Source organism: Achromobacter piechaudii NBRC 102461 (assembly GCF_001571245.1).
In the GTDB taxonomy this organism is placed as follows: domain Bacteria; phylum Pseudomonadota; class Gammaproteobacteria; order Burkholderiales; family Burkholderiaceae_B; genus Achromobacter; species Achromobacter piechaudii.
Genome location: NZ_BCTK01000013.1, coordinates 278,350 through 291,894, shown reverse-complemented (window position 1 = coordinate 291,894; position 13,545 = coordinate 278,350). Strand labels below are relative to the sequence as shown.

Annotated in this window: 14 protein-coding genes; 10 read left to right on the top strand and 4 right to left on the bottom strand. The window is 63.7% G+C overall.

Annotation, left to right across the window (positions count from 1 at the left end):
- Positions 1-112: 112 nt before the first annotated feature.
- Positions 113-946 (top strand): IclR family transcriptional regulator, encoded by an 834-nt coding sequence (locus tag API01S_RS24375; RefSeq protein ID WP_061306378.1) that lies wholly within the window; start codon positions 113-115, stop codon positions 944-946.
- Here API01S_RS24375 and API01S_RS24370 read toward each other — a convergent pair.
- Positions 939-1,760, bottom strand: a complete 822-nt coding sequence (locus API01S_RS24370) for an IclR family transcriptional regulator (RefSeq protein WP_061306377.1) — start codon at positions 1,758-1,760, stop codon at positions 939-941. The genes API01S_RS24375 and API01S_RS24370 overlap by 8 nt on opposite strands.
- Positions 1,761-1,889: 129 nt before the next feature.
- Here API01S_RS24370 and API01S_RS24365 point away from each other — a divergent pair, with 129 nt between their 5' ends.
- The 8 genes from API01S_RS24365 to API01S_RS24330 all read left to right on the top strand — a co-directional run bounded on the left by API01S_RS24365 (position 1,890) and on the right by API01S_RS24330 (position 8,482).
- Entirely contained in the window at positions 1,890-2,897 is a 1,008-nt protein-coding gene (locus API01S_RS24365; protein WP_050729758.1) for a TRAP transporter substrate-binding protein, read from the top strand.
- Positions 2,898-2,916: 19 nt separating this feature from the next.
- Positions 2,917-3,360 (top strand): type II 3-dehydroquinate dehydratase, encoded by a 444-nt coding sequence (locus API01S_RS24360; RefSeq protein WP_050729757.1) that lies wholly within the window; start codon positions 2,917-2,919, stop codon positions 3,358-3,360.
- A gap of 49 nt (positions 3,361-3,409) precedes the next feature.
- Positions 3,410-3,976 (top strand): TRAP transporter small permease, encoded by a 567-nt coding sequence (locus API01S_RS24355; protein ID WP_061306428.1) that lies wholly within the window; start codon positions 3,410-3,412, stop codon positions 3,974-3,976.
- The gene (locus tag API01S_RS24350; protein ID WP_050729756.1) at positions 3,973-5,253 is read left to right on the top strand and encodes a TRAP transporter large permease subunit; all 1,281 of its coding nucleotides are present in this window, start codon (positions 3,973-3,975) and stop codon (positions 5,251-5,253) included. Before API01S_RS24355 ends, API01S_RS24350 begins: the two co-directional genes overlap by 4 nt.
- Positions 5,254-5,320: 67 nt before the next feature.
- Positions 5,321-6,022 carry a protocatechuate 3,4-dioxygenase subunit beta gene (gene pcaH / locus API01S_RS24345; protein WP_061306376.1) on the top strand — a complete coding sequence of 234 codons (702 nt, stop codon included), beginning with the start codon at positions 5,321-5,323 and terminating at the stop codon, positions 6,020-6,022.
- Between the two features lie 3 nt (positions 6,023-6,025).
- Complete coding sequence (gene pcaG / locus API01S_RS24340; protein WP_061306375.1) at positions 6,026-6,604, top strand: protocatechuate 3,4-dioxygenase subunit alpha; 579 nt, start codon at positions 6,026-6,028, stop codon at positions 6,602-6,604.
- 24 nt (positions 6,605-6,628) lie between these two features.
- A complete protein-coding gene (locus tag API01S_RS24335) occupies positions 6,629-8,023 on the top strand; it encodes a 3-carboxy-cis,cis-muconate cycloisomerase (RefSeq protein ID WP_061306374.1) in 1,395 nt (464 codons plus the stop codon).
- A 75-nt stretch (positions 8,024-8,098) separates the two neighbouring features.
- Positions 8,099-8,482 (top strand): GFA family protein, encoded by a 384-nt coding sequence (locus API01S_RS24330; protein WP_050729752.1) that lies wholly within the window; start codon positions 8,099-8,101, stop codon positions 8,480-8,482.
- Positions 8,483-8,711: 229 nt separating this feature from the next.
- Here the strand turns inward: API01S_RS24330 and API01S_RS24325 are convergent, their stop codons facing one another.
- From API01S_RS24325 to API01S_RS24315, 3 genes are all read right to left on the bottom strand, one after another.
- Complete coding sequence (locus tag API01S_RS24325; protein WP_084802502.1) at positions 8,712-11,192, bottom strand: TonB-dependent siderophore receptor; 2,481 nt, start codon at positions 11,190-11,192, stop codon at positions 8,712-8,714.
- A 118-nt stretch (positions 11,193-11,310) separates the two neighbouring features.
- Positions 11,311-12,315, bottom strand: a complete 1,005-nt coding sequence (locus tag API01S_RS24320) for a FecR domain-containing protein (RefSeq protein WP_061306372.1) — start codon at positions 12,313-12,315, stop codon at positions 11,311-11,313.
- Positions 12,308-12,799, bottom strand: coding sequence for a sigma-70 family RNA polymerase sigma factor (locus API01S_RS24315; protein WP_050729749.1), 492 nt, complete (start codon positions 12,797-12,799; stop codon positions 12,308-12,310). The genes API01S_RS24320 and API01S_RS24315 overlap by 8 nt, the downstream gene beginning before the upstream one ends.
- A 293-nt stretch (positions 12,800-13,092) precedes the next feature.
- On the opposite strand from API01S_RS24315, the gene API01S_RS24310 reads away from it, so the two are divergent.
- Positions 13,093-13,530 carry a hypothetical protein gene (locus tag API01S_RS24310; protein WP_156329914.1) on the top strand — a complete coding sequence of 146 codons (438 nt, stop codon included), beginning with the start codon at positions 13,093-13,095 and terminating at the stop codon, positions 13,528-13,530.
- Positions 13,531-13,545 lie beyond the last annotated feature (15 nt).

The following is a 13,545-nucleotide window of genomic DNA, read 5'->3' as shown; positions in this document are numbered from 1 at the left end:
GAAATAGTGGCTGCGAGCATAGGGCATAATTTTGAATACCGTTCAAATTTTGGCCAAATTCAAAATTTGAACGGCGCGCAATTTTCACCGCGTCAAACCTCAGGAGCGTGCAATGAGCGGGGCGATTGAAAAAACACTGGCGTTGCTGGAATACTTGGCCCAGCACCCTGACGGCGTGGCGCTGGCCACTGTTGCCGACGACTTGAATCAGTTGCGCAGCGGCTGCCATCGCACGCTGCATGAACTGATGAAGTACGGCTATGTGCGGCAGACGCCGGTGCGCGGAGAATATGCGCTGACGACCAAGCTGGCCTCGATGGGGCTGAGTTTTCTGGGGCGCTCCGGCGTAGTGGACATCGCGCAACCGGTCATCGACCGCTTCGCTTTGGCCACCGGAGAACTGGTGCGCCTGGCCATCGTGGACGGCAAGCGGCTGACCTTGGTGGCCAAGGCGCAGGGCGCAAAATCAGGACTGCTCTACGACCCCGATATGGGTATAGACCTGCGGCTGTCGTGCAGCGCGGCGGGCCACGCGTGGTTGATGACCCTGCCGGAAGACCAGGCCATCGCTTATGTCACGGAACAGGGGCTGGGCAAGCCGCGCGACTTCGGCCCCAACGCGCCTACGTCAATCCGCGCGCTGCTGGCCAGCCTGGATGCCCACCGCCGTCGCGGCTACAGCATCCTGCAAGACGTCTACGCCGCCGGAATGAGCGCAATGGCCGCGCCCATACGCCGTCCCGGCCACGCCAGCACCGGCATCCTGGTGGTGGCGGGGCCGTCGCAACGGCTGACCGTGAAGGCGATGGAAAAGTTCGGGCCTGCGCTGCTGCGCGCGGCCGGAGAATTGGCGCAAGCGGGCGAGGCGTCGCCCCTGCTGCGCTCGGCCCGCGTGGGCACCTGGGGCAACGGGCCCGCCAGCGCCGACGCGGCCTCGATTACTTGACCGTATCCTCGTCGGCGTTGCGGCCCTGCATGGGGAAACGCTTGCGAAACATCGGGGAGGCCAAGCTGGCCAGCGCCAGTTCTTCCGTGGCTGCCAGCAAGTGCGGGCCTAGCTCCACCATGCGCGCTTCGGTCAGCCGCATGGCCGGGCCCGCGATACTGAGCACGCCGATGGCGTCTTCACCCTTGCGCTGCACTGGCGCCGCCATGGCCGTCATGCCCGGCGCGAACACTTCGTTGATCATTGCGTAGCCGCGCTTGCGGCCCGCATGCAGCATTTTCGTCAGCGCCGCGATCGTGGTCGGCGCGTTCGGCCCGTATTCAGAGGGCGATCCGAAGCCTTGCCGCGACACCAGATCCAGCGCGCGCTCGTCCGACATCGTCAACATCCATGCATGCCCGGAAGCGCTGCAAGACAGCCTGGCGTCCGAGCCCATTTCAGGGTCATAGCGCAGGCCATGGCGCGCGCCTTGCGCTTTGGCCACCCAGGTGAGCCGCTCGTTGTCGACGATGGCCAACCGCACCAGTTCGCCCGAAATGTCGGCAAGCCGGTCGACCAGCGGCTGGGCGATATCGACGATGCCGGTGGCAGCCAGATAGCTCAGACCGATAGAGGCGACGCGTGCCGTCAGCGCATAGTCACCGTGATCGCGGATCTGCCTGACATAGCCGCAACGGCACAGGTCCGTCAGCAAGCGATGGGCGGCGCTTTGTGGGATTTCCAACTGCTGCGCAAGCGAGGCTAGCGGCACGCCTTCGGGTCTGGAGGATAGGTGCTCCATGACGGCGAGCGCGCGTTCGAGGACTCCGGCCATGTCATCTCAACAAGTAATGGGGTAATGGATGATAACCCTAGGTGGAAAACTATTCCACTCGGAATTACATTCCACTACCGAGTCATCCAAGACATCGAGAACATTCCAAAAATCAGGAAGAAGACAACGATGAAGACCCGCATTTTCTGCTTGGGCTTGATGGGCGTTCTATGCTCGGCCGCCATGACGGCCAGCGCGCAAGACGTCCAGGAACGCACCATCCGCTTCGGCCACCTGAACAATACCGATCACCCCGTCAGCGCGGGCGTGCAGAAGTTTGCGGAGATCCTCGCCGCCAAGAGCGGCGGCAAGCTGAAGGTCAAGGAATTCCCGGCGTCGCAGCTTGGCAATGAAATGCAGCAGCAGTCCGGTCTGCAAGGCGGCGTGCAGGAAATGTCGGCCCCGGCGACCACATCGCTGGCCGGCATCGTCAAGGAATTCGGGTTGATCGACCTGCCCTTCTCCGTGACCGACTTCGGACAGGCCGACGCGTTGCTGGACGGCCCGCTGGGCAAGGCGCTGATCGCCAAGCTTCCCGAGAAAGGGCTGGTTGCACTGGGCTTCTGGGACCTGGGCTTTCGCAACGTGACCAACTCCAAGCATCCCATCACCAAGCCGGAAGACCTGTCGGGGCTGAAGATCCGCGTCATTCCCAACCCGGTGTTCCTGGATACGTTCAAGGCATTCAAAGCCAACCCCGTGCCGATGCCGTTCGCCGAACTGTACGGCGCGCTGGAATCCAAAGCGGTGGACGGCCAGGAAAATCCGTACTCGGTAATCCTGTCGAACAAGTTCTACGAAGTCCAGAAATACGTCAGCGCCACCAACCATGTCTACGCCGCGAACATCGTGCTGGTCAGCAAGAAGTTCTGGGACAAGCTCTCGCCCGCCGAGCAACGCATGATGAACGAATCGGCCGACGAAGCGCGCGGCTATCAACGCAAGGTCAGCCGCGAGGCCGCGCAGAAGGCGGTGGCCGAACTGCAAGCCAAGGGCATTCAATACAACACGATCGAACCGGGCGAAAAAGTCCGCATGCAGCAGGTCGTCAAACCGGTCATCGATCACTTCACCGGCAGCTACGACCCCGCCATCGTCAAGCTCTACAACGACGAACTCGCGCGCATCCGCAAGTAAACGCACCGGCCCATCCATCATGAAGATCCTTGTATTGCACGGCCCGAACCTCAACCTGTTCGGCCGCCGCGAGCCGCATATCTACGGCACCACCACCCTGTCGGAAATCAATCAGCGCCTGACGGCGCTGGCCAGCGAGCTGGGCGTTGAGCTGGCGACGCTGCAATCGAACCACGAAGGCGCGCTGATCGATTTCCTGCACGAAAACATCGACGCGGCGCAGGGCGCGCTGGTCAATCCGGCGGGCCTGACCCAACACGGCGTGCCGCTGCATGACGCCATCAAGGCCATGCCTTTCCCCACGCTGGAAGTGCATATGTCAAACATCGCGGCACGCGAAACGTGGCGCGCGCATTCGATTATTTCGCCGGCAGTGCGTGGCACGGTGCAAGGCCTGGGCCCGCATTCGTACCTGACCGCGCTGCGTGGGCTGGTCGACCTCCTGCGGGAAGCCAAGGCATGACGACGCGCAACGTTCATCCCTCTGTGCAAGGAGCAGGCCCATGGTCTTCATAGACAGGCTCATCGCGGGCGCATGCCGCGTGCTGGAGATGGCCATCGCCCTGCTGCTGGCGGCGATGGTCGTGCTGGTCTTTGGCAACGTGGTCGCGCGCTACGGCTTCAATTCCGGCATTACCTTGTCGGAAGAACTCTCGCGCTGGATGTTCATCTGGCTGACTTTCCTGGGCGCCGTCATCGCGCTGAAGGAACGCGGCCACCTGGGCATGGACATGGTGGTGGCCAAGCTGCCGACTGCGGGCAAGAAGATCTGCCTGGTGGTGGGTCAGATCATCATGCTCTACATCGTGGGCCTGATGTTCAAGGGCAGTTGGGAACAGGCCGTCATCAACGCCGAAGTCAGCGCGCCGGTCAGCGGCCTGCCCATCGCCATCGTGTATGCAGCGGGCCTGGTGTTCTCGACACTGGCCGGGCTGATCATCGCGGTGGACCTTTACCGTGTCTTGAGCGGCAAGCTGCGCGACCAGGACCTGATCATGATCCAGGAATCCGAAGAGGCCGTGCAGATCAAGCAAATTCTGGACGACGCCCAACAGAGCGCGCCGGGGAGAAGCACATGACCATCGTTGTTTTTCTGGGGTCGCTGCTGGGCGTCATGGCGCTGGGCGTGCCCATTGCCTTCGCGCTGTTGGCAAGCGGCGTGGCGCTGATGTGGCATCTGGACATATTCGATTCGCAGATCCTGGCGCAGAACGTCATTGGCGGGGCCGACAGCTTTCCCCTGCTGGCCGTGCCGTTCTTCATGCTGGCCGGCGAAATCATGAATGTGGGCGGCTTGTCGCGCCGCATCGTGGACCTGGCGCTGGCGCTGGTGGGCCACGTCAAGGGCGGCCTGGGCTACGTGACCATCATGGCCGGCTGCCTGCTGTCCGCCCTGTCCGGTTCCGCCGTGGCCGATGCCGCCGCGTTGACCGCCTTGCTGCTGCCCATGATGGTCAGCGCCGGCCACAGGAAAGATACCGCGGGTGGACTGATCGCAGCCACCGGCGTGATCGGCCCCGTCATCCCACCCAGCATCGGGCTGGTGATCTTTGGCGTAGCGGCGAATGTGTCCATATCGAAGCTGTTCATGGCCGCCATCGTTCCTGGGCTGATGCTCGGCGGCGCGCTGTGGCTGACCTGGTTCTGGCTCGCGCGCCGCGAGAAACTGGTGCCGCCCCCGCGCAAGTCCGTCCAGGAAATCGGCACCGCATTCCGCAAGGCGTTATGGGCGCTGATGTTGCCGGTCATCATCCTGGTGGGTTTGCGCATGGGCGTATTCACGCCCACCGAAGCCGCCGTCGTCGCCGCGACCTACGCGCTGCTGGTGTCCACGCTGGTCTACCGCGAACTGAAGCTCAACCAGCTGTACGCCGTGTTCGTATCTGCCGCCAAGACCAGCGCCATCGTCATGTTCCTGATAGCCGCCGCGATGGTCAGCGCCTGGCTGATCACCGTGGCCGACCTGCCCGCCAAGGTGGTGGACATGCTGCAACCGTTCATGGGCAACAAGATCTTGCTGATGGCGGCCATCATGGTGTTGGTCATGGTGGTAGGCACCGCCATGGACATGACGCCGACCATCCTGATCCTAACGCCCGTACTGATGCCGCTGGTGCGCGCGGCCGGCATTGACCCGGTGTATTTCGGCGTGCTGTTCATCATCAACAACTCCATCGGCCTGGTGACGCCGCCCGTGGGCGCGGTGCTCAACGTGGTGGCGGGCGTGGGCAAGATGAAGATGGATGACGTCACGCGCGGGGTGGTGCCGTTCATGGCGGCTGAATTCCTGGTCATGTTCCTGATGGTCGCGTTTCCGGCGCTGGTCATCGTTCCCGCACGCTGGTTCGGTGGTTGATCCTCGCGGCCCGTTCGCATCGTCGAACGGGCCGGTTTGAACCGCCATACAAAGGAGAGCTTACGCAATGTCCGATCTTGCCCAGTACCGGCGTCCTTTCTGGGACACGCAGCCCGGCTACCGCTTCGAGCCCTATGGATCCACCCTGCTTCGATCGCCCAACGAACCGCTGATTGCAGTGGCGCAGACCTTGTCCGAAATCACCGGCCCCGCGTTCGGCGCCGCCTTCGTCAAGAACGGCGACAACGATCTTTCACGCATCGCCAATGTGGACGCCATCGGCGAACGCATCATCGTGTCGGGTCGCGTGCTCGATGAAAATGGGCGCCCCGTGCCCGATGCCCTGATCGAAATCTGGCAGGCCAATGCCGCCGGCCGCTACCTGCACAAGCGCGACCAGCACGATGCGCCGCTGGACCCGAATTTCAGCGGCGAAGGCCGCACCGTCACCGATGCGCAAGGCCGCTATCAATTCAAGACGATCAAGCCGGGCGCCTATCCCTGGGGCAACCACTACAACGGCTGGCGCCCGCAGCACATCCACTTTTCATTGTTTGGCCGCGCCTATGCCACGCGCCTGGTCACGCAGATGTACTTTCCGGGCGATCCGCTGCTGGAATTCGACCCCATCTTCCAATGCGTGCCGGACGCCAAGGCCCGCGCGCGGCTGGTGGCCACGCTCGATTGGGAAACCACCGTGCCCGAATACGCGCTGGGGTATCGCTTCGATATCGTGCTGCGCGGCCGTAACGCTACCCCGATGGAGTAACGCATGCTCTACCCCACCACCTCACAAACCGTCGGCCCCTACCTGCACATCGGCCTGTCGGGTTTGAACTGTTCCGACCTGACGGCGGGCCTGCCCGACCTGGGCGCAACGCCGGTCACTATCCATGGCCGCGTTACCGATGGACAGGGCAAGCCGGTTCCCGACGGCATGATCGAGATCTGGCAAGCCGATGCACGCGGCGTCTATCGCCACCCCGACGACCCGCGCCATGCCGGCAGTGAAGGGGCAGCCGCGGGCTTCACGGGATTCGGGCGCGTGCCCACGGAGCCGGACGGCTCGTTTCGCATCACCACGATCAAGCCCGGCCGCGTTCCCGCCCCGGACGGCGCGCTGCAAGCCCCCCATCTGGTCGTCTCGCTGTTCATGCGTGGATTGCTCAAGCATCTGTCCACCCGCATGTATTTCCCCGATGAGGCCCAAGCCAATGACGAGGACTGGGTGCTGCGCCAGACCCCGGCCGCGCGCCGCGCCACGCTGATTGCAACTGCCTCCGACGACGGCCTGCTGCGCTGGAATGTCGTGCTGCAAGGCGCCGGCGAAACCGTCTTCTTCGACATCTGACAGCGTTGTAGAACGGCGCGAACCATGACGACTCTATCCGGCCTGACCGAACAGATTTACTCCGACCGCGACATCATGGGGCTGTTCTCCGGCCCCGGCACCCTGCGCCGCATGCTGGCCGTGGAGGCGGCGCTGGCACGCGCCCAGGCCCGGTGCGGCGTCATTCCCGACAGCGCCGCCCGTTGTATCGACGAGGTCTGCCATGCCGATGATATCGACGGCATCCTCGACCTGGAGCAGATCGCCGCCGCCTCGATGTTGGCCGGCAACATCGCCATTCCCTTCGTCAAGCAACTGACGGCGGCCGTGCGGCAGGTGGACCCCGAGGCTGCGCGCTACGTGCATTGGGGCGCCACCAGCCAGGACATCCTGGATACCGCGCTCGTCTTGCAGCTCCAGCAGACCATTGCACAACTGGATCAGGATATCGGCTCCGCGCAAGCGGCATGCGCGCGGCTCACCGCCGCCCACCGCGACACCCTCATCGTGGGCCGGACCTGGTTGCAACATGCGCTTCCCACCACCTTCGGCCTGAAGACGGCGGGCTGGCTCGAAGCCTTGGAGCGCAGCCGGCAACGCCTGCGGCAAGACGCCGAGCAGATCGCGCTGCTGCAATTCGGCGGCGCGGCCGGCACCTTGGCCAGCCTGGGCGATGCCGCCCCCGCCGTCGCGCACGCCTTCGCAGAAGAACTTGGCCTGGCGCTACCCGGCATGCCTTGGCACACGCATCGCGATCGGTTGGCCAATGTCGCCGCGACGCTGGGCGTACTGACCGGCACGTTGGGCAAGATCGCCCGCGATGTATCGCTGATGGCGCAGACTGAAATCGCCGAGGTGGCAGAACCCGGCGGGCCGGGACGCGGAGGCTCCAGCACCATGCCGCACAAGCGCAATCCCGTCGGCAGCGCCGCCATCCTGGCCGCCGCGACCCGCGTGCCGCCGCTCGTGTCCACGGTGTTGTCCGCGATGGTCCAGGAGCACGAACGCGCATTGGGCGGATGGCAGGCGGAATGGGACGTCTTGCCGCAGATCTGCGCATTGGCTGGCGGCGCGCTGCGCCACGCGGTGAGCATGCTGGACGGCCTTGAAGTCGACGCGGCCAGAATGGCCCGCAACCTGGACGCAACCAACGGGCTGGTCCTGGCCGAAGCGTATGCGTTGGCGCTGGGGTCACGAATCGGCCGGATGCAGGCGCATGAAGTCATTGAACGAGCGTCGCAAGAGGCCGTGCGCAGGCGCTGCACCTTGAAAGTCGCGGTCCAGGACGCATTGACGCAAAACGAGGCGACGCGTAATTTATTGAGCCGGGAAGAGCTCGACCGATTGAGCGATCCGGCGAACTACCTGGGCCAAGCCACCGCCCTCAGCGACCGTGTGCTGGCGGAATGGCAGGCCAAGCTCGGGACCGAGTCCACGTAGCATGGGGCCATCGCGCTACGGATCGCCCTATCCGCTATCCTGACCCGCTTGCCCACTCTAATAAGCAGTCGCGTCATGCAAACCTATCAAGGCTCCTGCCATTGCGGCGCGTGCCGCTTTGAAGTCGACATGGATCTGGATCATGTCCGCAGCTGCAATTGTTCAATCTGCCAACGACGCGGTGCGCTGATCCATCGCGTGCCGGCAGACGCGCTGCGCCTGGTCACCCCCTTGGAAGACCTGAGCGTCTATCAATGGGGTACGCAAACCGCCAGGGATTATTTCTGCCCTCGATGCGGGATACTGCCGTTTCGCAAGCCCAGCGCGCCCACGGCTGAAGAACTGGCGCAGGGAAAGCAAGCCTTTACCGGCTGGGCGATCAATGTGCGGTGCCTGGAAGGGGTGGATCTGGCGGGTGTGATGGTCAAGCCAGTGAATGGGGCGGCTTTGAGAATTTGAGATGGGGGATATTCGAGCCCCTCATTTCAAGGACTGAGTATCGGAGGACTCGCCACCCACCGCGCAGCTATCGATGGGGCCTCCGCCCCATCCCATGTTCCAGCGGACATTTCCACGGCAGCGTCGTGGCTCTGCTCAAGAATCAGGCTCAAGGTACTGAGGAACACGTCCAGGCCTGATCCCAGCCACACCAAGGGGGTTCCCCTTGGATGCGGCGGGCGACAACGGCTTAGAAGCGGCCGCGCAAGGTCAATGCGGCGCTGCGCGGCGTCCCGTAGAAGTTGCCGTAGTCCAGGTAACCGACCGTGCTGTAGTAGGTCTTGTCGAACAGATTGTTCACGTTGACCTGCGCCGACCAGTTGTCGCTGATCTGGTATTGGGCAAACGCATTCCAGATTGCGTAACCCGGCTGCGTGAACTTGTATGGCGTGCTTTGCGTGCTGAGGCTGCCGTTGGCATTACGCAAGTAAGCGCTGCCGCTGACATAGGTAGTGCTTTGGATGCTGACGCCGCCGCCCACTTTCCAGCGATGCAGTTCGCCTGGCAACTGGTAGGTCGCAAAAATCTTGGCCATGTGCTTGGGAGTCAGCGGCTGATAGCTGCCACCCGACGCATTGCGGTCGCGATTCTGGTTGTAGTTGTAGCTGGCTGTCAGTTGGACGCCCGGCGCCACTTCCCCGCTCAGTTCCGCGTCAAAGCCCTTGCTGACGATGTTCCCGTTGGGCAGGAAGCAGCAAGTCGCGCCGTTGCCCGCCCTGCTGGACGGATAGGCCGCATCGCGCACGGCGGCATTCTTGCGCTCGATCTGATAAATGGCGAAGGCGCTATGCAGCTTGCCGTCCAGATGCTCGCCCTTCAGGCCGATCTCGTAGTTGCGGCCGGTCACCGGATCCAGTGGGTTACCGGGCGCCGGGCCTTGCAGGCTGTTGGCTTGCGATTTGAAGGTTTCGGCGACGCTGACGTAGGTGGTCCACGTGTCGTTCAGGTCAACCGTTGCGGCCACATACGGCGTGAAGACATTGTCGTCCTGGTACTGGGTCACCGACGTTGCCAGGACCTCCCTTGCCGCATTCAATGTCTGGTTCGTAAATGTGTAGTCGTACCGGCTCAGGCGACCGCCCACAATGACATGCAGAGGATCCGCCAGATGCATGTTCAGCGACCCGTACACGCCGACCTGCCGCGTGTCGGTGGTCTGATTCCACATCGGCGTGAAGTCCGTGCCGCGCGGGTAATCGTATGGATTGAACTCGAAGATGTCAGGCACCGCCTGGCCGCGGTTGGACGGTTTGGAACCATAAGTGCTAGGCCGGAAACGTTCCCAGCTGGCGCCCACCACCACCTGGTGGCGGCGGCCCCACAGGCCAAACGAACCATTGGCGGACAAGTCGATGGACGTGTTCTTGAAGTGCTCGTTCTGGTTGCTGGCGGCGTCGAACAGCCCGCTCCCCGTCAAGGGGTCGATCGCGCCGGAGAAATAGTGATCGAAGCGGTCCTGGTGCGAGTTTTCATGGTTGATGTCCAGGTTGGCGCTCCAATCGCCTCCAAGCTGCTGCGTCACATGCCCGAAGAGATTGACGATGGTCCGGGTCGCCTGATCGTCGGCGCCGCTCAGGTAGGTACTGCGGGGAAGCTTCAGGTCCTCGCCGGTGGCATAGCGCGGCAAACCGTAGCCTTGATAAGACGAGTCCCGCTTTTGATAAGACGCCCCGACAAAGGCCGTGGTGGTGCTGGTCAGATCCGCTTCAAGCATCCCGTAGCCCAGCGTGCGGCGGCTGTGCGCCACATCGTAGAAGAAGTCCTTGTCTTCATAGGCGAGCACGCCGCGCCCACGCAGCTTGCCGTTTTCCGTCAGCGGACCACTCACGTCCAGATCCGTGCGCTTATAGGCCCAACTGCCTACCTCGGCCTGCGCGATGATCTGCAATTCCGGGGTGGGTTTCTTGCGCACCAGGTTGATCGTGCCGCCCGCTTCGTTGGCGCCGCCAAACAGGCCATCAGCACCGCGCAGCACTTCGACGTGGTCATAGAACGCCATGTCATCGTCCGCACCGAACGAGCGGTACATCGACGCCCCGCCATCCACGCGCATATTGCCGATTGCGAATCCGCGCGACAGGTAGTTGCTACTGAGCATCGCGCCCTGGAACATCGAGATGCCCGGCGTGGCGCTCATCACGTCGTTCAGACTGACCAGACGCCGGTCTTCGATCTCTTGCCGGGTGATCACCGACACGCTTTGCGGCACTTCGCGCAGCGCTTGCGCCGTCTTGCCTCCCACCGTGGCCGAACTGGCGGTGAAAGAACCGGTGTTTTCGGTCACGCCCGCGCGGCCCAGCACGGTGACGGGCTCAAGCTGAGTCACGCCGGGCGGCGGCACGCGAACCAGGCGATACCCGTCACGCTCAGGCAGAGCCTCCAGACCCGTGCCGCGCAGCAACGCCACGAGCCCTTCCCTGACGCTCATCACCCCGTCCACGCCCGGACTCTGCAAACCCGACGTGACGGCGGGATCGCTTGCGATCAACACCCCTGCCTGAGCGCCGAAGCTCAACAAGGCGGCATTCAAGCCGCCCGCGTCAATGCGATAGGTGCGACGTTGATCGTCGGCCGCCGCCTGCGCCCAAGCAGAAGACGGCAGATGGGGAAGGATTGCGCCAAGCAATACCGACGCAAGAAGGGTGTGGCGGGCGGCTCGGGGGAAGGCCATGACTCAGAGTTCCTAGACTGGGATGGAAAACAGATACGCCGGTGTGTTGGCGCCGTTCTCTATCTCTTTCGCTCGAACGCTGAAATTCCGCCTTTCCTGTAACAACTTCACCGCGCCATCAATGGGCGGCGCTCAGGGACACCCAATACCGCGTGCGGTAATGCACCCGCACGGGCAACACCCGGGGCAGCATCGTCAGGATGCTGTCGGTGTCCGCCAACGGATACGTGCCTACTACCTCCAGCCCCGCGATTGCGGGATCACAACGCAGCACGCCCTTCCGGTAGCGGGCCAGTTGGGCCACGAAGTCGCCCAGCGGCATCCGGTCGGCCAACAACATGCCATGCGTCCACGCGTCCGCGCCCGGCGCCACCGGCAGCACCGGACCGACGCCCAACGCTTGCAACGTCGTCTGCTTGCCTGCCAGCACCCGTGTCACCCGCCCATCGGCGCGCGCGACGATATCCACCGCCCCTTCGAAAACGGCAATCTCATAGCCCAGGTCATCCCCGTTGTCGCGTACGGAATAGCGCGTACCCACCGGCGTCAACACGCCGTCTCGCGTCATCACCGACAGCGGGCCCAAGTTGTTGGAACCGGCGCTTGTGATCAAGATTTCACCCGAACGCAGCGCAAGAGAGCGAGGCCGCTGGTCCAGGCGCAGGTCCAGCGCGGTGCCGGGCCCCATGACGATGCGCGTGCCGTCATCCAACGTCAGGGTGCGCAGCTCGCCCGTGCCCGTGCGCTGGTCCGCCAGCAGGACGGGCCAACGTTCCCACGGATCGGCGGCCCATGCCAGCCCGGCCACGGCACTGCCCGTCACCATCCACTTGAGCGCGTCGCGGCGCGCGCGGCGCATCGCGGCCCGCTCGATCAATTCAACCGCGACCGCCGGCGTCGCCACGGCACAGCGCGCCGCAAGATCGCCGCGCATGGCGCACATCCGCTGCCAGATGGTTTCGTTGTCGGGATGCGCCTGACGCCAGCGCAGACAGGCGGCCACCGTGGCGTCGCCGGGCTCGCCTTGCAGGCGTGCCATCCAGTCGGCCGCCTGCGCCAGGCGCTTGCGATCGACCGGCAAGCCGTCCGGGGCACGCTTGCTCTGCATCGTGGCGTCAGCCATAGATCGCCAGATAGCAATGCTGCAAGGCCTTGGACAAGGCTTTCTGTACGGCGTTGGTGGATATGCCCAGTTCGCGGGCGATCTCGGGCTGCGACAGGCCTTGCACCTGCGCCAGCATGAACACCCGGTGCACGTGCACCGACAAGCCATCCAACACGGCGCACACCGCCGTCACCGCCTCGATCACCAGCGCCTGCTCTTCCGGCGAAGGGGCCACGTCGACGGGCTGGCGCGCCAGCACCTCGCAATAGGCCGCCTCGACGGCCGCCCGGCGGAAATGGCCGATAGTCAGCGTACGAGCGATGTTGGTCAGGCAGGCGCGCGGCGCCGCGATGATGGCCCGGATATCGTCACGCAAGACCCGTTCGAAGGTGTCGTGCGCCAAGTCGGCCGCCTGGTCGACGTTACCCGTCTTGCGCCGCAGTAGTGTCACCAGCCAGCGGTGATGGACACGATAAAGGTCCTCGACCGCCCGGCCTTTCATAACATCGGATGAGGAAGACAAGGCTGCGCCCGCACAAAAATTGGAACAATAACGATTCGCATTATAAACACAGCACCCCCGGGCGGTCCGGCAGCGGCAATCCTGCAATGCCTGAAACAGGCATTGCAGGCCGGGTTCTTTCCCCAGGACCGGGTGTAGGGTTGGCAACCTTCGGGTGCATTAACAGATGACGGCAGGGATGACCGGTGTGCGTCTGCCCCTTCGGAAAATCGCATCGAAATTCGGCCTGCGTCGTCCAGCTATCATTTCGGCCTCACGTTCCGGGAGGACCCATGAAAGCAATACTCGCTGCGATGCTGACGGTGCTGCTGACCGCCTGCGCATCCAAGATCGTTTCGTACACACCCGTGCCCGCTCCGGCTGATCCCCTCGCGGTTATCGAGCAGGTGCTAAGCGAGCAGCCACAGAAATACCGCCCGGAAGGCGTAAGGGCCACAGGCACGTATGTGGAATTCGGTGATGGGGTGATTGCGCAGCAGTCCGCGTGGAACCCGGCGCGAGCCAAGGCCAAGCAAACGACCGTCCGCCTGTACTACACATCTATTGCGCAGAACCGCCTGCGCGAGCGCGGCCGTTGGTGGATCGTGCAGTCGCTGAACAAGCAAGGGTCGCTGTTGGCCTCTGCATGGACCGACGACAAGGACGCGGCGTTGCGCTACATCGCGGCGCTGGAAGCTATGCGGGACCGGGCGGCTGCGAGTGCAAACTGAGTGCAAATCCGAGCG